This is a genomic window from Coleofasciculus sp. F4-SAH-05, from assembly GCF_040222985.1.
Taxonomy (GTDB): Bacteria; Cyanobacteriota; Cyanobacteriia; order Cyanobacteriales; family Coleofasciculaceae; genus Coleofasciculus; species Coleofasciculus chthonoplastes.
The window spans coordinates 67974-85767 of the sequence record NZ_JAVKBY010000212.1; the positions used below are offsets into that span (position 1 = coordinate 67974).

A 17794-nucleotide genomic window follows, 5' to 3' on the forward strand; every position below is an offset into this window, starting at 1 on the left:
ATGAAAGTAGCAGCGTAAAAATTATAGCTCCTCACCGTTTGCCGATCTCGCTTATGGCTATTTTTGATCAGGCAGATAATCCGTGTATTATTTGGCTAATAAGCGCATCGGCGCTGGTAAAAGTCGCGGTTTTTTTTCTGGCTTGGTCTGCGTTGTGGTTGCCTTTAGCCATCGCGATCGCAACCCGACTGAAATGGCATCCTCTTAAGCCTTTGGCAGCACAGAAAAAGTTGCCATTCGTCGCTGTTCTTTACCTCATTGCCCCTCTGATTATCTGGGGGGCAACACAGATAGAAGATACATCGTTTCCCGACTATGGCTGGGACTGGACGACGCGGATTTTGATATCCTTAGTCGGGGGGTTTGCCCTGGCAATTTTGAGTTTAGGAATCAGCTTTACGGGACAATGGCTAGTAGGCTGGGTGGATTGGCATGGAGAAAATTGGCAGCAATTGACCCGAATTGGGTTGCCGATATGTGGAATAGGACTAGGGATTGGATTAATTGAGGAATTGGTATTTCGTGGATTTCTTCTGACGGAACTCCAACAGGACTATTCTCTGGTAATAGCGGCGGTAATATCCAGTCTGATTTTTGCTCTATTGCATTTGATTTGGGAACAGCAACAGACACTCCCTCAAATTCCTGGATTGTGGCTAATGGGTATGGTATTAGTCCTAGCCCGCTGTGTGAATGAAGGAAGTTTAGGCTTAGCCTGGGGACTTCATGGGGGTTGGATTTGGGGATTAACCTGTCTCCAGGAAGCCAAACTGATTTCTTATACCAGAAAAAGACCAATATGGATAACGGGAATAGGAGATAATCCTTTAGCTGGGATATCTGGTATCTTGTGTTTACTAGGTGTTGCTGCGTTCCTGTGGGGAATTAGTCATTAGTCATTCGTCATTCGTCATTCGTCATTGGTCATTTGTCATTCGTCATTTGTCATTTGTCATTTGTCATTTGTGATAATTGAACGGTGAGGTCGGGGCGGGTTTAGTTATATCAGGGTCAAAACGAAACGTTAGTGGTAAAACCCGCCCCTACAAAAGATGTTCCACCGGAGAAGTCTCTACAATTCTTCCCCATCTCTCCCATCTCCCCCATCTCCCTCATCTCCCTCTGCTTCCCCAGCTTCCCCAGCTCCCTCTGCTCCCCCAGCTCCCTCATCCCTCTTTCGCTGACCAACGTTTTTGCCAGTGGGAGGTGGGTTCGAGAGTAGAGGCTTGCTGCTCAATTTGCCGTCGTTGCAGGATAATCTCAGCCTGATCCCTCAGTTGAGGATCACGATAGGGGATAGCTGCACGGGTTTGTAAATGTTGACGCGATCGCTCTGACAGAGGGGGTAGAGTGGAAGCATCAAAACTTGTCACGGTTCCCGGTTGTCGTCCCCCGACAGGGGGTGTCGGACCAATCTTAAATCCAGCCGTGATTAATCCACTACGGACAGCCGCAGCACAGGAGTAGGTTGCGAGTCTACCTGTTTTGGCGCAGCAGTTGGCTAAATGCTGGAAAAATTCCACCGTCCATAATTGAGGACAGCGACGGGGAGAAAAGGGATCAAGAAAAATAGCATCAGCTTGAAAGTTCAACTGAGACAAGTGCTGGATGCTTTTTCTGGCATCGCCGAAATAAAGTTGCGCCTGAAGCTGATCCGTTTTGACTTCTGAGGTTGTCACTAGACCCTCTAGGAATTCAGGAATTGGGTGATTCCAGCCACTGAGAAAATGATGTGCGATCGCGCTTCGCGGTACAGTCGGGTCTAATTCCAGAGCGACTAATTCAACTCGACATCTGGGGTTAATTATCCAAATTGTTTCTAGAGCCGCCGCCGTATTGTAGCCTAAGCCATAGCATACATCCAGCAGACGCACAACCTGCTGTTGGGCTTTTTGTTTCAGGTGACAAGGTTCCACAAATTTTAACAACGCTTCCGTTTTTGCGCCTTGAGTACTGTGGAAATATTCACCAAACGCTTCAGAAAAGAAGGTGAATGAGCCATCTGCTGTGGGTTGAGGGGTAAAGCTGGGGATGTTTGCCATGGTTCGTCTGAATGATATTTCAAGATTTTATCTTCTCTATCTTCCTTCCATACCTGCCGCCCTTCCCGATCTATCTCACATCAGTCATATTTCTCACATTCGGAGTACTATGACTTCCTGTTGCCTGCTTCTACCTATCTGTGTCAACTTTCCGGTAGATCCCTAGAGCAATGCGTTTTAGCTTATCCGACAATCAACAGAATATTATCTGTAAAACCCGCCCCTACAACCCTGCTCTCCCTGCTCTCTCTGCTTTTGGCGCTTAAGTTTACACCAATGCTCCTCCTACCTTCTGCCTTTTACTAGACTTGACCCTTGACAAGGCTCACTTAAAGGGGCTATAACATAAATAACTCACAAGAATGAGTAAAACGAACAAGCCGATCCACGGTCAGGGTGTCAGAAAACAACACCAATGAAATTTGAGGAAGAATTCGATGAGAGTCCAAATTTTGACGCTAAATAACGTTCAAATATTCGGTGATATGGCAGTTTCCGCCCTTCCAAATAGCTATCGTTCTCGACTCTCCGATATGCTCAATAATTCTCGAAAATTCATTGTGTTGACGGACGTAGAAATCCACCAACCGGGACAGCCGCTCACGCAAATGTCCTCTCTATGCATTAACAAGCCTGCGATCGCCTTTTTATGTGAGGCAGAGATGTCACCTATTTCATCTCACACTTGGGAAACTGATTTTGTCTCAGCAGGTGTAGCCTGACGACTATGGCGAACTTACTCCAACCTTTAGAGGAAATACATCATGAAAAGCATAACTACTAAAATCAAACAGGCAATTTGGGCAGTTCCCTTCTGTCTCACTGTCCTCTCACCGCTTTCCGCCCACGCCTTAACCGTTGAAGAGGTTCCTAATCCGCAACAGCTAAATGGCACTTGGGTAACAGATATGGCAGATATTCTCAGTCAGGATACGGAACGCCAACTCAATCAAATGATTTCCGAGTTGGAAATTGAAAATGGTACAGAAATTGCAGTGGTGACTGTACCTGAAACCTCTCCCGCCCCATCACCCAAATCTTTTACCACCGAGTTGTTCAATCACTGGGGGATTGGCAAAGCTGATGAAGACAACGGTGTACTGTTTTTGATTTCCATAAGCGATCGTCGCGTCGAGATTGAAACCGGATATGGTATCGAACCTATTTTACCTGATGCCCAGGTGGGTCAGATTATCGAAACTAAAATTACTCCACCCTTTAAGCAAGGTGACTTTGACGGAGGGACATTAGCCGGAACAAAAGCATTGGTTGTTCACTTAGGGGATGAAGCCAATACAAGCGATGCTATCCAAACGTTACAAGCAAATAGAGAAACGACCAACAGTACGACGGCTGTATCTTCATCTCAACTATCTAGTGAAGAAACATTTTCTGGAGGGACGTTGCAATCATTACTTCTATTTATAGGAGTACCTGTGGGAATCATAGTTCTGTTCGCCGCGAATCGCAATAGGAACTCTTCTTCCAAGCGTCGTTCTTCCGGTGGCGGTGTCAGTGTTGGTTCCAGTAGTGGCGGTAGTTGCAGTAGTGGCGGCGGTTCCAGTGGTGGTGGTGGTGCTGGCGGTGGTTTCTAATCTCATGTTCGCTTGGATCATTACAGGTTTTGACTGCCTCAAGTCGATAACAGATGCTGGCTAAATGTGTGAAACATTATTCCTCAAATTGACCTTTTGCAGACAATCTAGGAGTTAACCGTGAATAAGAAACAGACAACTCAGCTTCAAAAAATTACAGCTTTCCCCCATAACCTCATCAATATCAACAGTTTATCGGAGATAAAAACAATGAAACCTTTGGCACGTCAACTCAAACAAATGATTTGGACAGTTCCAGTTTGTCTAACCATTTTCTCCCCTCTGGCTGCCCAAGCCCTAACCGTTGAAGAAAGCACATTCAACGAAACAAAAGCCTTGGTTACTGAAACGAGTCCTGTCGTCGCGAGTAATACTACATCTCCTGAGCAACAAGACAGTATTTATAAGTCGTCTAACGAGGCTTTGCTGGCACTACTCATCCTATTGGGCGTACCTGTTGGAGTGCTGATTCTAGCCCTAAATAGCGATAACAGTTCTAGTAGTGGTCGTTCTTCGAGTAGTGGTCGTTCTTCGAGTAGTGGCTACAGTGGCTACAGTGGTGGCGGCGGTGACAGTGGTGGCGGTGGTTCTAGTGGTGGCGGCTTTGGCGGCGGTGACAGTGGCGGTGGCGGTGCTGGCGGTGGTTTCTAAACGGAATGAATACCGCTTCGTAGTTGCCCAAAGCATGCCATAAGCAAGTTAAGCGCTGACTACAAACTCTTACATCTAACATCATCAGTTTGTAGTGGCGCTGTCTTCGCCATCAGCGATCGCATCATTTTCTACCAACCCTTAAGTTAGTCAATCAACACTATCAAGTTGTAAAGAAATATTACAACAATCAACCTCTCGCATAAAAGCCAAGACTCAATAGCGAGTAAGAGACAGACGACGCAGGTTCAAGAATTTACAGCGTTCTCACATAACCCAATCAACATCAAGTTTTTTCGGAGATTGAAATCATGAAATCTTTTGCCCCTAAACTAAAACAGATGCTTTGGACAGTTCCATTTTGTCTTACAGTTTTTTCACCCATTGCGGCACAAGCATTAACAGTTGAAAACGTTACCAAGTCGCAACCAGTGAATAGTGGGTTGGCGACAGAAATGGCAGCGATTGTTAGTGAAAACACCGAAAATCAAATTAATCCGATTAATTCCGATTTGCCGACTGCTCAAACGAATACTGGAGTCGCTAGTAATACTACGTCTTTAGAGTCCCAATCTAAGATCTATAAATCCTCTGGAGAAGGTTTACTGGCATTGCTCCTACTATTAGGTGTGCCAACGGTCGTGATTTTTCTAGTCGCCAATAGTAATAGCAGTTCTTCGAGTCGTCGTTCTTCGAGTCGTCGTTCTTCAAGTAGTATTTACACAGCCGGCGGTTACACGGGCGGTGATTCCGGTGGCGGTGGCTACAGTGGTGGCGGCGATTCCGGTGGTGGTAGTTTTAGTGGCGGTGACAGTGGCGGTGGTGGCGCTGGCGGTGATTTCTAAGTAGCCTATTTTGATCAATATTCCCCCTTCTTAATAACCCAAAATACCTGTAGTCCAGAGTGTAGGGGCGACCCGATTTCACTACTTAAATACTCTATTCCATTCAATTAAGTTGGGTCGCCCTCTGCTCAAATTTGTTGTCATTACGACCTGAACAAAACGACATCGACATTTGAATCAACATCCGGACTCGATACCTCTCCAGTTTTTAACCAATAGCCAGCACATCATAATTAATTTTTTCAAATTTTGGATACAAATGCTTATGAAAGTTATAAAAGTTAAACGTCTAATTTTAGCAAATCTGTTTTGTCTAGCGCTTCTCCTATTCCCTTGTGTGAGTCATGCGTTAAATATACATGATGTTCCCAATCCGCAACAATCCAATGGCACTTGGGTGACGGATATGGCAAATATTCTCAGTGATTCGACAGAAACTAAACTTAATCAAATGATTAATGACTTAGAATCAAAAAACGGTACAGAAATTGCTGTAGTTACTGTGCCAGAAACAGCCCCATCAGCTTCACCCAAAGCGTTTACAACAGAGTTATTTAATCATTGGGGAATTGGCAAAGCCGATGAAGATAATGGTGTACTATTTTTGGTTTCAGTCGGCGATCGTCGCGTTGAAATTGAAACCGGTTATGGGATTGAACCAATTTTACCGGATGCTAAAGTTGGTAACATCATTGAGAATCAGATTACACCCCGATTCAAACAAGGCGATTTTGATGGTGGTGTGTTGGCAGGAACAAACGCGCTGGTGAGTGTTTTGCACAGTGGCAGTACTCATGCTATGTACCCAGTTGATACTATAACTCTGCCTCAGCGAGGTGCTATTTTACTAATTAGTATATGTGCTATCTTGTTGTCATGGTTTGAATACTACCAGTTCAAGAAAATTAGTGAGCCAATCTTGCTCAAACCCACAGGGCGATCGCGCCTCCATAGCGTCAATACTCCTAAGCAGAAAGCTTATCTAATCGCCTATATTGGTATAGTTTTGGCTACGTTGTCTTTGGGACTATTACTGGTCGTCATTTCTCCTAAAGTCTTTAGTATGAAGGTTGCAATTGGCTGGTTAATTTTTAGTGTAATTATTGGCTTTCCAATTGCTATCTTATTAACAAAAAAATATTACGTTCCACCATCTTGGCGTTGTAGCGATTGCGGTTTACCATTGAAAAGAGTGCGACCAAGCTTGGTTCCCTCTTTCCTCACCAAACCCGAAAAAGTGGCTCGAAATTTAGGCAGCGTGAAATTTGAAGGTTGGGAATGTCGTTCCTGTAGCCAGAAGATGCGGTTGCGGTTAATACATATCCGGGCTTATGTGGTTGATTCTCGTTCTTACATACAATGCCCAATATGTCAAGAATTAACAATGAAACACAGTGAAACAACAATTACATCTCCGACTGAATATAGCACGGGTGAACGTCGCATTATCGATGACTGCAAATGTTGTGATTATTACAAAGAGAAGATAGAAACTATCCCAAGTTTGCCTTCCACTTCACACAGCAGTTCAAGTGACAGCAGCTCAAGTGACAGCAGTTCTAGCAGTAGTAGCGATTTTGGTGGCGGTGATAGTGGCGGCGGTGGTGCAGGTGGAGATTGGTAATTTTATGAAATTGTTGATTTAAATGGGAGCAAGTCATGAATAAATTAAACGGGGGAATACCTGAAGAAATTGTTCCAGAGGTTCTAGAAATAGCCTCACGAAATTATGCCAATAACAGCCAAGCTTACTCTGCCTCAGAACTCATACAAGCGGGTTCAGAAGCTCAGATTCCAGGGGAGTTTATTCAACAGGCAATTCAAGAGGTGCGATCGCGCCAAAAACGGCGTCAAAAACAACGCAAAATTCTAGCGACAATTGGTGCAAGTGTTTTGGCTATTAGTGTGATTTGGAGTATTGGCACATATAACTCATTTTCTCGCCATGCTTCGCAGGCTGAGGCACAATGGGCGCAAGTGGAAAATCAACTTCAGCGACGGGCAGATTTGATTCCTAATTTGGTTCAAGTCACCCAAGCTTACACCGAACACGAAAAAGAAATTGTGTCTCTGTTGCAGCAATCTCGTCAGGCTTATTTGCAAGCGGATACGCCAGAGAAAAAAGCGGTGGCTATAGAACAAGTGAATGACGCGATTAATCGTTTTCAAGACTATGCCGCCAATAATTATCAGTTACAATCAAGTCAATTATTTACTAACCTTCAGTATGAAATAACCGGAACAGAAAATCGCATTGCTGTAGAACGGATGCGTTATAATCAGGCGGTACAACGTTACAATCAAACGATTCAGCAATTTCCTAACTCGGTTTTGGCAAATGGATTGGGGTTTGAAACGCAGCCCTTTTTCCAGGCGAAAAATACTGAACTTTAAAAAGATTAGGGGTGGATAGGGCGGGTTTTGCCTGTTTAATTATTACATTGGTATAAAACTTAATTCCTAAACCCGCCCCGACAGGGATGGGAATTTTTTCCCAATATCAATGGGGCTGTAGACGGGATTACTGACCAACTTGCCGAGCCTAACACTTAAACTGAACTGTAGGTCATCCATCGTTGTCATGGTATAGACGTTCTGGTGGAACGTCTCTTGCTGTAAATGTCGGAGTATCCATTATTCCTTTGCCGACATGAAATGACTGTGTTATGTTATGGTGTTAATTGACTTGATCTGACCATCACTGATTTAAGTGTTTTCTGACTCGATTGAATAAACTTACAGATTTATCGCCCGTCTATATTAAGTTAGGTAGATAATCCTCAAACCTTTGCATCAGAAAAATGAAGAATGACGAATGACGCTCTCCACCGTTAACTTTAATTTTAATTTTTTCACCTACTTATCGCCTTCATGCCGTCCTCAAATTACGACCACTTATTTAATACGATTGAAGAGTTAGTGTTGCACCATTCTCCTAGTGGTGCAGAACGAGAAATTGATCAACTGCTGATCAGTCGATTGCAAGGCTTAGGCGTTGAATCGTGGCAGGATCGAGCCGGGAATATTATTGCGAAAATACCGGGTCAAACCTCTGAGCGATCTATTGCGATTACTGCCCATAAAGATGAAATTGGCGGTATTGTTAAATCGATAGATGAACTGGGACGGGTGCAAATCCGCAAACTCGGCGGCTCATTTCCGTGGGTTTATGGGGAAGGCGTTGTCGATTTATTGGGTGATAATCAAATTCTGAGTGGCATTCTGTCCTTTGGATCACGTCATGTTTCCCATGAATCTCCCCAAAAAGCGCAACAGGAAACCGCCCCCCTGCGTTGGGAAGAGGCTTGGGTGGAAACGAAATGTACTCTGGCTGAACTTGTCGCCGCTGGGGTGCGCCCCGGAACGCGCATGGTTGTGGGTAAACACCGTAAGCGACCCATACGCCTCAAGGATTACATTGCGAGTTATACCTTGGATAACAAAGCCTCTGTTGCTATTCTGTTAAGCTTAGCAGAACAGGTTAAAACTCCGGTTGTGGATACCTATTTAGTGGCGTCGGCAAAGGAAGAAGTTGGCGCAATTGGCGCGTTGTATTTCAGCCAAAATCACACTCTTGATGCTTTAATTGCCCTAGAAATTTGCCCTCTCTCCTCAGAATACCCAATTGAAGATGGGGAAGCCCCTGTGCTGTTGTCTCAGGATGGCTATGGGATTTACGATGAAGGACTCAACTGGGAACTGCGACAGGCGGCGAATGGGATTGGTGTTCCTTTACAGTTAGCCACGATTAGTGGGTTTGGCAGCGATGCTTCCATTGCCATGAAATTTGGTCACGTTGCCCGCGCCGCCTGCTTGAGTTTCCCGACGCAAAACACCCATGGCTATGAGGTGGCTCATTTGGGTGCGATCGCGAACTGCATTTCTCTGCTTGACACGTACTGCCAGACTCAGTTCACCTGAATATCACACAACGGCGACGGATAACGACTCCCTTTATTAAAATACAGTTAAAATAAAAGAGGAACAGTGAATATTGTGTAAATATGGGTAGTATAGGCTTTTGGGAAGCAAATCGTTCAGTATACTAGATAAAAAGCGAAAGACTTAACCAGCCGTTAGCGCTGAAAAACCATTCTTGAAGGTAAGCTTATTATGTTGCATATCATGTTAGTTAGCTCAGTTACTCTTTACTTAGTCGTAGCTATGCGCTTGTTAAACAAGTGGTTTACCTGTTTACAAGAAGATAATACCTTATCGGAAGACGATAAATTTAGCTGTGGAGTTTGTTTCGTTGTCGCCACTATTACGTGGCCCCTATCTGTACCCTACTCCTATCTAAAATTATTGGAAGGTCAAAATACTATTCCCCAAGACTCCTGATTAAGTTTAATCGGCTTAAATAAAAAAGACGTGGCAAATAGGAAGTCGTAGAAACTAATTATTAACTAAACCGAAAGGAATCGAATCAAGCCGCAACGTATCAACTTGTCAATAATCAAACTCTTTACCTTCTTTTTCAGTCCATTCTGAAAAAATGAAGTCACACTATTGTCGGGGCGGATTGACGCGCTCCGGAGAGTTCATAACCGATAACCAATCCACAAAACCTGTCCTTAATCGAATGTCACCCAACCGAATATGAGTAGTGACGCTTCTCTGGGTTAAGTAGAAACCAAGCAGTTTACGTCTATATAGCATACAGTTCTGATTACAGGAGTAAGTACCTGGACATCAACTCTGTCCGCTGTAGCAAGAAATGTTAACAAGCCTCAAATCCTTACTGTACTGTTCCCTGTTCCCTAATCTCAACCGTTAACTTTAATGAAAATCCGACTACTTCGTGTTTAATACAACGCCACGAAAATAAAGTGACCATTTACGCATTACTTCGATGCTTGCGGTGTCAGCTTATTTGTCTATCCTACCCGTAGACCAAGGGATTGAACATTCCGCCGCCGCCTCTTTTGCCCCGAACCCGGTCTACTTTGACCCGGAAAACATTCTCAAACTTGCCTTGGAAGGGGGTTGTAATGCCGTTGCTACGACGTTAGGGGTTTTGGGTATGGTTTCCCGCAAGTATGCCCACCGCATCCCCTTCATTGCTAAACTGAACCACAATGAAATGCTGACGTATCCGAATCGATATGATCAGCTTATGTTTGCCAGTGTCGAGCAAGCCTGGAACTTAGGCGCCGTAGCTGTTGGTGCTACGATTTACTTTGGGTCTGAGGAATCGAGCCGCCAAATCGAGGAAGTGAGTCGAGCATTTGCCCGCGCCCACGAATTGGGAATGGCAACAATTTTGTGGTGCTATTTACGCAATAGCGTTTTTAAGCAAGATAAAGATTATCATCTTTCGGCTGATCTCACGGGTCAAGCTAATCATCTTGGCGTTACCATTGAAGCCGATATTATCAAGCAGAAACAGCCCGAATGCAACAATGGCTATGGTGCGGTTGCCAAAGCTACAGGCGAGAAATATGGCAGAACGGATGATCGGGTCTACTCTGAACTCACTACTGATCACCCCATTGATTTAACTCGTTATCAAGTTCTTAATTGCTATGCGGGTCGTGCAGGTTTAATTAATTCTGGCGGTTCATCGGGGAAAAATGATTTTGCCCAAGCTGTTCGCACCGCTGTGATTAATAAACGCGCTGGTGGTTGTGGATTGATTTCTGGACGCAAGACATTTCAGCGACCTTTCGAGGAAGGTGTTAAGCTGTTCCACACGATTCAGGATGTTTACTTATCCGGCGACGTGACCATTGCTTAATCCTGAATTGCATTTAAACCTTGGTCGGGGCGGGTTTAGTTACATCTGTTGCGAGATAAGTCACGATAATGGTGAAACCCGCCCCTACACAAAACTTTAACTTCCTCACTTTGACTGTTGAGTTGAAACCGAAGGATATTTTGAATAGACTAGTAGCGGACGAGTCCGGGGCGTTAAGCAGAAATCAACAAATTCTTCTGAAAAATCATATTCTCCTGGTACGCGAAGAAGCAAAGATCAAATTCTTTATAGATTGCATCAGAGACTTATTTCAATGTCCGTTGGGCGCAAGCAAATCGGAACTCCACCAGACGCACCTTCAGTATTTTGTTGGTGTGTTGGTTTTAAAGAACTTAAAGGGCGGCGTATTGTTTGTTCCCAACTCAAACAATTGGATCGAGGACGGGAACGTCAACTTCGTCGTGTTAAGCGACACCTCACAGATCTAGACATTCCTTCTAATGCTAATGCTAACTCCCATCATGATCGGCTTAAATACCGAGGACATCCTTTCAGTTATTACTCCCTTAACTGCTCAACAAATGCCCCATGTTCCGGTGTCGCCAATCCCTCCTGCAATACTGACAGCACTTGAGCCAAATCCCCTGCTAACAAGGCGGGTACAGCTAACCACAATCCCGGAAAAACATCACTCCTGACAATCCCTCCATCATCCGGTTGTAGGGAAACATAGTCGCCTTCTCATAATTGAAACCAATCGAGGCGTTGGTCATAAAATTGCCAGAGATTCAGCATGAGGCTCAAAGCGTAACGGTGACGCCACGTAAACCACTCCTTCAATCAGTTCCGCTTTCTTTATCGTTGTCGTTGCTTCATAGCGTCGCTCAAATTCTTTTCTGGTTAAGCGATCGCCATTTTCTAGGGGCGGTAGGTTGGACATCGCCTGGGATTTGCGAGCTGTATGGGTTTGGGAGTTTTTGACCGCCATAGAACAAGACCTTTTAAGCGCTACTGTCAGTATAAATAAATGTCTGGTGAATTTAGATTGACATAGATTCTCATACCTCAATATGCCCAACAAAACTTTACAAGCCCGTTTAGATCGCTTTATCCACACTCCCCAAACTGAACTGGCGCTGATCCTGCTCATTCTGCTTTCCGTAATTCTTGTGATTGCCGAAGTCACGCTTGACAGTCAAGGTCAAGCCTATAAACTTGTCTATTTGACTCAAGAACTACTCACTGGCATCTTTATTATCGAGTTGACAATTCGCTATTTTGCTGCTAAAAATAAACGCCATGCCACACATCCGCGCAGTGATCAGGATCGGGATGCCCGAACTGTTTTAGCGGCATTAACGATTGAAAAACTGCATCCGGGTATCTATACCTGCGCTCAACTTCTTGATGGCAAAAATAATGTGCAACTGCGAGTAGCGGGAGTGGAAGATGTGATTGTCGCAGATGAATTGGCGAGTCATTTAATGGCGACTTCAGTGCGAAATTGGGGTTCTGTGGATGTGCTAGCGGAACTACTTACTGTGCAAATGGGAAACCAAATCTATAAAATTCCTCTACCTCAACAATGGAATGGTATTTCATTCTGGAATGCGGCTCAATGGCTAAAAGAGGAGCTAGAGAGTATTTTAGTTGCTGTGGAACGGCAAACTCAGAGACATCGAGAGACATTGGTTAATCCACCCAAAAATGAACAACTTCTATTGGGCGATCGCTTGGTTGTGATTGCTCGCCACCAGCCCCAAATTGAGAAGATTCTCCAGTCTAAAAAGCCGTAGATCAAAGAAGAAGGGCTAAAAAGGGCTAAAGCCCTTACTACGAACTACTAATAGGCTGGAGTTAGGGGTGTACTTGTGGCAATTGCGGGGAAAATTGGGATCGATGAATCAGCCACAGATAATTGAACTCTGATTCCCACAGGTAAGGGTGTATTCAGGGCGGTGCGAGCATGGAGTTCTTTACCGGACGGGGTTTGGAGACAATACCGATACTCCCGACCTAAAAAATGGCGATCGCGAATCAAGACGGGTGCATCATTATCGGGTTTGAGAATTACGTTTTCTTCCCGCAGCATTAATTCCCCACAATCTGGAATGGCATCATTCGGGAATTGGATGTTACCGGGACATTCTCCATTGCTGATTTTAAACGAACCCACCTCAGTTTCCCATAACTGTCCCCGACGACGGGCGGGTAAGAAATTGGCTTGGGTGACGAATTCAGCGACAAAACGAGAGGCTGGGTTGGTATAAATTTCTTCAGGGGTTCCCAACTGTTCTAAACATCCAGCCCGCATCACCCCCACTTGATCGGAGATGGATAGGGCTTCTTCTCTGTCGTGGGTAACAAAAATTGCGGATGTGCCGATTTCTTTAAGGATGGATCGCACTTCTTGGCGCAACCGCAGACGCACTTGCACATCCAGATTACTCAATGGTTCATCTAACAGGATTAAACTGGGACGTGGTGCTAACGCCCGGGCGAGGGCGACTCGCTGCTGTTGTCCTCCGGATAGTTCGTGAGGGTAGCGTTTCTCTAATCCTGATAATCCTACCAGTGCGATCGCGTCAGCCGTATTTTTCTTAATAGAAGTCCGACTCATCCCACTGCGGCGGTTTTTTAAGCCAAAAGCAACATTGTCCGCCACATTCAGGTGAGGGAATAAGGCATAATCTTGAAAAACCATACCTGTGTTCCGTTGTTCTGGAGGTATCCAATACCCGGAACCCGTCACGGGGCGTCCAGCCAAAACAACCAGTCCCGACTGAGGACGTTCAAACCCTGCCACAATCCGCAATAGAGTGGTTTTGCCACAGCCAGAGGGACCTAATAACGCCAGTAAATCACCTTGACGCAAAGTCAGCGTCACATGATTAACGGCTGGAGTCGTATGTTGATCATAGTGCTTGGTAATGTCCTCTAGATGTAGAATCGCTGCTTGTTCCATAGAATGTTTTTGACCCTTCACGACTTTCGAGGGAACCGGGCTTGTAGGGGCGGGTTTTACTATTATCGTTTCTTACCTCCCCCTGCTTTCCCTGCTCCCTCATCTCCCTACTTTTTGCGGCTAGGAAGCCGCCAGCAGTCCGACAGCCAAGAGGCTAGATCTCGGCGTGGTACAGTTAACTGTCTGACCACACTCCACAGTTGAATCGCCGTCACTGGATCATGAATCTCAGCGGTGAGTGGCTGGTTCATCCCGCAGTGACTCGCCATCGATAGTTCCTGTAAACGGCGGTACACTTGCCACCGATCAGCTTGATTAATGTTAATCACTTGACCAGTTTTGGGTTGGGAACTCCAGGGATTCATTTTTCTCTCAAAATGCAATATATTATCATTAATGTCTGTCGCCAGACATTAAATTTTCCATAAGAACTGCTGTGAAAGGGAGTTTAAGCCGGATTTCACTCCCGTATCCTAGTGTAAGCTAGGTAGCAGTCAAATGCTAATCTTTATCAATTAATCGGCTAAAAGACAATGACGCAGGAATGATACTGCTTCTCCTCCAGCTAGCTCCATGGTTTATTAGAACTCCCTCACCCAACCCCTCTCCCAAGCTTGGCAGAGGCGATGGGGGTAAGGGCTGTGGTTTAAGTTGACACCAATGCAGGGTCTTACGCCCGATTTAACCGTAAAATCTATTCGAGTAATTGAACTGTGTCAAAAGCGACCTGTCGGGGCAACTTTCACAGAAATTTAATATTTATCCGAGCAGATTTCATCAAAACTATACCCAATTGGTTGAGGTTCGGCTGCACAATAGAGAAAGCGAAAGCACCCTGCCTGAAAAAACCCTATATAAAGGCAGATAAATGAACCCGTGAAGCCCTGACAGGGTAAGCTCACATTCTGGTTTAGACTCAAGTCTTAAATGGGAATGTGGGCTTCCCTAATTTAAGTAAAATTGCTTGTAGTAGGCACGCTTGGTGCCTTAAACTATTTTATTTTCCAGCACGAAGCGTGCTGACTACGAACAGGCGGCGCTTGATCCGAAGTAGAAGTGATCTTGGTATTCGCGATCGCGTGACTTCTATAGTATCTCTGTAGTATATCTGTTGCCCATGGTGGGGAGAAGGGGCTGTTTACCTATCGCCGTGTGGTGGGCAAGAGCAACAAAGAATGTGATAGGGGTTTCCATGTTTACCACTCTTGCCCACCCTACATCACTGTACTAAGTTTTGTGAAATGGGGAACAAAAAATCGTTCTAAGTTTTTCTGGAATCTCCTCAAAATACTCTAATAAAAAATCCATAATTGCCAAATGGCGCAAATCAACAAAAATAAGACAGGATTTGTAAAAAAAATAGCACCATAGCGAGGAAGACACTCGCAGGGCAACGATTCTGGGTTGTTCTCTTCCTCCGCTTCATATCACGTCTTGAATAAGCTTTTCCAAATAAGTTTGAGCTTCATCAGGCGACATCAGTAACGCCTCACCCTGACGCAGAATTTCATATTTACCCTTGTGATAACCGTGACCGGCAATTAGCCCTAGCTGAACCGCTTGATTTCCCAATTGGGTCAACTTGTTAATACTAATCGCATCTAACTCTTGATTAAGTTTTTGTCTGATAATATCTTCGTCCATCGTCTTCTCAGGGATAAAGAATAACCAACTAGCACAAATTTAGGATGTCAAAACCAATGAACAATCAACCCTTTAAATCGAGATTCTCGGACTCACATACTGATTAAATGTGGGACTATCGGGTTCAGTATCCACAATCAGCGGACTTTCTGCACCATCAACCAACAAACGAACTAAATAGCGCCCTCCTTTCATCCGTTCAACCGGGAAAGACACCCAAATCACATCCGTCTGGCGAGGAGACGCTTCAAACAAATAAGCCGCCGGTTGATTCGTGTCAATTTCATTCATGGCTAACAAAACGCGCTGCTTTTTGCCTACGGTTAAATTGGATCGTACCCGTATTTCCGCAGACCGCAAATCTTCATCATCGACCTCTTTTTTAGACACCGTAGTTTTTGTAATTGTGGGACGAATCACCAACGGAGATACATTCGACTGAATACTAGAAACAAAGGTTTGAGGCTGATTAACCGTTTGCATCTGACCCCCATTCCCACTGACGCCATTACCATTACTCGATGTGGGTGGCATCACTTTTGCCAGACGATGCACCACCTGGAGACTATGCATCCCCGCCTGTAATGATTCAGTGGGTATAGAGGAAAGGGGTAATACAATTTGGGTGTCGGTGATTTCACTGGGGGTGACTTCCATTTCCCCAATCCAAACTTGGGTGATATCACTTTGTAAATGGTTCCCTTGAATTAACACCGTACTATCGGCTAAGATGGGTTCCAATCGCCCAGCTTCAGAAATGATCCGATCAATTTTCGGCTGATTAGTAAAGGGAACAATTCCCTCTAAAGAACGAGCCCGTACTGGCAGAGGTCTCTTGCCTGTATCTTGCCCTTCGAGCATAATTACCCTAGCCCGATAAGCCACAGATAACAAGTAAGTGGTTTGAAAAAAAGCTGACCAGGCTTTAGATAAATCTTCTAAGGACAAATCGAGGGGCCACAGGGAGATTTCTTGGATCTGATCCGGTAGGTCAGACTCTAATAAATAGTGATAGGTAGAATCGTGGAGGGTTTGCTGAATTCTCTCTTTTTTCAGGGTACGCCAGTCGTTAAGACCACCCATCACACTACCCATCAACCGTTGCGGTTGTAAGTCGTTATCATTCCCGTAGAAACTGATCATGTAATGTAAGTCTAGGGCAGTTTGCGATCGCTTGGCACCTGGGTTTCCCCGACTGCGGGCTTGTACTTCAGCTTGTTGACGCCAAGCATGGTTAATCTGAACCTGGTAAAGAAAGACATTCACGCCCACTTGGGGAGTTGCTGTTCCCACTTCATTGGGTCGTAGTGTGGTCACCATTGCCCCACTAATATCGTCCTGAATCGACGTCTGTACAATTCGTTGGAGAGTTGCAGTTACGGTAGCAATGGCTAGAGAATTACTCATTATGATGATGACTCAGAGGTTTCCACGGTTGACGATTGACAGTTGATAGTTAAGCTGCCATGACACGCTTGAAACAATTGACCTGATCCACAGGGACAGGGGCGAGTGCTAACACCTTGAGCAAATAGGGGATTGAATGAAGGCAGATCATCAAAATAATCGGCTGGTGGTTCCGTATCTACAAGCACTTGAGCTTGGTCTAACTCAGGGATACACTCGATCAACTGTGACCCTATTTTTACCTGAACAGCGGTTTCTGACAAGGGGAAGGCAAATTTCGTCATTTGTCATTTGTCATTTGTCATTTGTCATTCGTCATTCGTCATTCGTCATTCGTCATTCGTCATTTGTCATTCGTGAATCGGCGGATTTCTGTAACCCAGCGCAGCCGTTCTTTATGGTCTAGGTTAAGGATATCGTCTAATGACCAGTGAAAGTAAAAAGCAATTAAGGCTACCTCTTGGTATAAACGATCCAAGGGGTAGCCTAATATTCCCCCGATCGCGCCATTCCTCCCTGATGCTGATTGATATGATTGAAAAAGTTCTGTAAGTAAATTAAATCTACTAAAAAAAGTTGTTCTAAGAGTTTTGGTGTAACCGGAGAAAGGTTGCCGAGACGGGTGATAGATCTAGACAAAATAACCAAAATGCGGTAGTAAGATTCTTTCTGCACGCGGCTATCTTGGTGAACTACAATCTCATCTTTCCCGGTGACTAGACGCATTATCCCATGCCGATGAATACCACCATTGGTATCAACAAAACCTTTGGGTAGAGTAAATTCAAAATAGGTAGAGTCCATAGTTATTGGTCATTTGTCATTTGTCATTTGTCATTTGCCCTTCGTTCTTCGTCTTTTTAGTTTTCCTGTAGGGGCGACCCGCTGCATCAATCAACAAGTTTATCCATTTAATTGGATCGGGTCGCCCTTTACTTAACCACCTG

The 17794-nt window shown here is 44.8% G+C and carries 19 protein-coding genes and 1 pseudogene; 11 read left to right on the forward strand and 9 right to left on the reverse strand.

Annotated elements, in window-relative coordinates; translation table 11 throughout:
* The first annotated feature begins 53 nt into the window (after positions 1–53).
* A complete protein-coding gene (locus tag RIG27_RS25720; protein WP_446349941.1) occupies positions 54–896 on the forward strand; it encodes a CPBP family intramembrane glutamic endopeptidase in 843 nt (280 codons plus the stop codon).
* Between the two features lie 270 nt (positions 897–1166).
* On the opposite strand, the gene RIG27_RS25725 is transcribed toward RIG27_RS25720, so the two are convergent.
* Positions 1167–2042 carry a tRNA (5-methylaminomethyl-2-thiouridine)(34)-methyltransferase MnmD gene (locus RIG27_RS25725; protein WP_446349943.1) on the reverse strand — a complete coding sequence of 292 codons (876 nt, stop codon included), beginning with the start codon at positions 2040–2042 and terminating at the stop codon, positions 1167–1169.
* Positions 2043–2479: 437 nt separating this feature from the next.
* Between RIG27_RS25725 and RIG27_RS25730 the strand changes: the two genes are divergently transcribed.
* The 9 genes from RIG27_RS25730 (at position 2480) to RIG27_RS25770 (ending at position 10870) form a co-directional block, all read left to right on the forward strand.
* The gene (locus tag RIG27_RS25730; RefSeq protein ID WP_446349945.1) at positions 2480–2764 is read left to right on the forward strand and encodes a DUF6812 domain-containing protein; all 285 of its coding nucleotides are present in this window, start codon (positions 2480–2482) and stop codon (positions 2762–2764) included.
* 42 nt (positions 2765–2806) lie between these two features.
* Positions 2807–3637, forward strand: a complete 831-nt coding sequence (locus RIG27_RS25735) for a TPM domain-containing protein (RefSeq protein WP_446349947.1) — start codon at positions 2807–2809, stop codon at positions 3635–3637.
* Between the two features lie 120 nt (positions 3638–3757).
* On the forward strand, positions 3758–4288 hold the full coding sequence (locus RIG27_RS25740) for a hypothetical protein (RefSeq protein WP_446349949.1): 531 nt from the start codon (positions 3758–3760) through the stop codon (positions 4286–4288).
* A 311-nt stretch (positions 4289–4599) separates the two neighbouring features.
* On the forward strand, positions 4600–5133 hold the full coding sequence (locus RIG27_RS25745; RefSeq protein ID WP_446349951.1) for a hypothetical protein: 534 nt from the start codon (positions 4600–4602) through the stop codon (positions 5131–5133).
* A 265-nt stretch (positions 5134–5398) separates the two neighbouring features.
* Complete coding sequence (locus RIG27_RS25750) at positions 5399–6757, forward strand: TPM domain-containing protein (protein WP_446349953.1); 1359 nt, start codon at positions 5399–5401, stop codon at positions 6755–6757.
* A 35-nt stretch (positions 6758–6792) separates the two neighbouring features.
* Positions 6793–7527 (forward strand): LemA family protein, encoded by a 735-nt coding sequence (locus RIG27_RS25755; RefSeq protein WP_446349955.1) that lies wholly within the window; start codon positions 6793–6795, stop codon positions 7525–7527.
* Between the two features lie 477 nt (positions 7528–8004).
* Positions 8005–9054, forward strand: a complete 1050-nt coding sequence (locus RIG27_RS25760; RefSeq protein ID WP_446349957.1) for a M42 family metallopeptidase — start codon at positions 8005–8007, stop codon at positions 9052–9054.
* A gap of 192 nt (positions 9055–9246) precedes the next feature.
* Complete coding sequence (locus RIG27_RS25765) at positions 9247–9474, forward strand: hypothetical protein (protein WP_044207172.1); 228 nt, start codon at positions 9247–9249, stop codon at positions 9472–9474.
* A 511-nt stretch (positions 9475–9985) separates the two neighbouring features.
* Positions 9986–10870 carry a class I fructose-bisphosphate aldolase gene (locus RIG27_RS25770; protein ID WP_446349959.1) on the forward strand — a complete coding sequence of 295 codons (885 nt, stop codon included), beginning with the start codon at positions 9986–9988 and terminating at the stop codon, positions 10868–10870.
* 519 nt (positions 10871–11389) lie between these two features.
* Here the strand turns inward: RIG27_RS25770 and RIG27_RS25775 are convergent.
* A pseudogene (locus RIG27_RS25775) lies at positions 11390–11771 on the reverse strand (hypothetical protein).
* A gap of 130 nt (positions 11772–11901) precedes the next feature.
* Here RIG27_RS25775 and RIG27_RS25780 point away from each other — a divergent pair.
* Positions 11902–12627, forward strand: a complete 726-nt coding sequence (locus RIG27_RS25780) for a hypothetical protein (RefSeq protein ID WP_446349961.1) — start codon at positions 11902–11904, stop codon at positions 12625–12627.
* A 47-nt stretch (positions 12628–12674) separates the two neighbouring features.
* Here RIG27_RS25780 and RIG27_RS25785 read toward each other — a convergent pair whose 3' ends face one another.
* From RIG27_RS25785 to RIG27_RS25815, 7 genes are all read right to left on the reverse strand, one after another.
* Complete coding sequence (locus RIG27_RS25785; RefSeq protein WP_446349963.1) at positions 12675–13796, reverse strand: ABC transporter ATP-binding protein; 1122 nt, start codon at positions 13794–13796, stop codon at positions 12675–12677.
* Positions 13797–13903: 107 nt separating this feature from the next.
* Entirely contained in the window at positions 13904–14161 is a 258-nt protein-coding gene (locus RIG27_RS25790) for an Asr1405/Asl0597 family protein (protein ID WP_446349965.1), read from the reverse strand.
* 1057 nt (positions 14162–15218) lie between these two features.
* Entirely contained in the window at positions 15219–15440 is a 222-nt protein-coding gene (locus RIG27_RS25795; RefSeq protein ID WP_446348108.1) for a hypothetical protein, read from the reverse strand.
* 72 nt (positions 15441–15512) lie between these two features.
* Positions 15513–16847 (reverse strand): DUF4255 domain-containing protein, encoded by a 1335-nt coding sequence (locus RIG27_RS25800; RefSeq protein WP_446349967.1) that lies wholly within the window; start codon positions 16845–16847, stop codon positions 15513–15515.
* Positions 16847–17131 (reverse strand): SEC-C metal-binding domain-containing protein, encoded by a 285-nt coding sequence (locus RIG27_RS25805; RefSeq protein WP_446349969.1) that lies wholly within the window; start codon positions 17129–17131, stop codon positions 16847–16849. The genes RIG27_RS25800 and RIG27_RS25805 overlap by 1 nt, the downstream gene beginning before the upstream one ends.
* A gap of 59 nt (positions 17132–17190) precedes the next feature.
* Positions 17191–17325 (reverse strand): DUF6760 family protein, encoded by a 135-nt coding sequence (locus tag RIG27_RS25810; RefSeq protein WP_446349971.1) that lies wholly within the window; start codon positions 17323–17325, stop codon positions 17191–17193.
* A gap of 8 nt (positions 17326–17333) precedes the next feature.
* Positions 17334–17651 carry a hypothetical protein gene (locus RIG27_RS25815; protein WP_446349973.1) on the reverse strand — a complete coding sequence of 106 codons (318 nt, stop codon included), beginning with the start codon at positions 17649–17651 and terminating at the stop codon, positions 17334–17336.
* Between the last annotated feature and the right edge of the window lie 143 nt (positions 17652–17794).

What these genes read in the sequence shown, in the direction of transcription:
- RIG27_RS25725 (WP_446349943.1), bottom strand. Translation starts at nt 2,042, where the DNA reads ATGGCAAACATCCCCAGCTTTACCCCTCAACCCACAGCAGATGGCTCA.
- RIG27_RS25735 (WP_446349947.1), top strand. Translation starts at nt 2,807, where the DNA reads ATGAAAAGCATAACTACTAAAATCAAACAGGCAATTTGGGCAGTTCCC.
- RIG27_RS25815 (WP_446349973.1), bottom strand. Translation starts at nt 17,651, where the DNA reads ATGGACTCTACCTATTTTGAATTTACTCTACCCAAAGGTTTTGTTGAT.
- RIG27_RS25795 (WP_446348108.1), bottom strand. Translation starts at nt 15,440, where the DNA reads ATGGACGAAGATATTATCAGACAAAAACTTAATCAAGAGTTAGATGCG.
- RIG27_RS25780 (WP_446349961.1), top strand. Translation starts at nt 11,902, where the DNA reads ATGCCCAACAAAACTTTACAAGCCCGTTTAGATCGCTTTATCCACACT.
- RIG27_RS25790 (WP_446349965.1), bottom strand. Translation starts at nt 14,161, where the DNA reads ATGAATCCCTGGAGTTCCCAACCCAAAACTGGTCAAGTGATTAACATT.
- RIG27_RS25720 (WP_446349941.1), top strand. Translation starts at nt 54, where the DNA reads ATGGCTATTTTTGATCAGGCAGATAATCCGTGTATTATTTGGCTAATA.
- RIG27_RS25805 (WP_446349969.1), bottom strand. Translation starts at nt 17,131, where the DNA reads ATGACGAAATTTGCCTTCCCCTTGTCAGAAACCGCTGTTCAGGTAAAA.
- RIG27_RS25770 (WP_446349959.1), top strand. Translation starts at nt 9,986, where the DNA reads ATGCTTGCGGTGTCAGCTTATTTGTCTATCCTACCCGTAGACCAAGGG.
- RIG27_RS25730 (WP_446349945.1), top strand. Translation starts at nt 2,480, where the DNA reads ATGAGAGTCCAAATTTTGACGCTAAATAACGTTCAAATATTCGGTGAT.
- RIG27_RS25800 (WP_446349967.1), bottom strand. Translation starts at nt 16,847, where the DNA reads ATGAGTAATTCTCTAGCCATTGCTACCGTAACTGCAACTCTCCAACGA.
- RIG27_RS25755 (WP_446349955.1), top strand. Translation starts at nt 6,793, where the DNA reads ATGAATAAATTAAACGGGGGAATACCTGAAGAAATTGTTCCAGAGGTT.
- RIG27_RS25745 (WP_446349951.1), top strand. Translation starts at nt 4,600, where the DNA reads ATGAAATCTTTTGCCCCTAAACTAAAACAGATGCTTTGGACAGTTCCA.
- RIG27_RS25750 (WP_446349953.1), top strand. Translation starts at nt 5,399, where the DNA reads ATGAAAGTTATAAAAGTTAAACGTCTAATTTTAGCAAATCTGTTTTGT.
- RIG27_RS25760 (WP_446349957.1), top strand. Translation starts at nt 8,005, where the DNA reads ATGCCGTCCTCAAATTACGACCACTTATTTAATACGATTGAAGAGTTA.
- RIG27_RS25785 (WP_446349963.1), bottom strand. Translation starts at nt 13,796, where the DNA reads ATGGAACAAGCAGCGATTCTACATCTAGAGGACATTACCAAGCACTAT.
- RIG27_RS25765 (WP_044207172.1), top strand. Translation starts at nt 9,247, where the DNA reads ATGTTGCATATCATGTTAGTTAGCTCAGTTACTCTTTACTTAGTCGTA.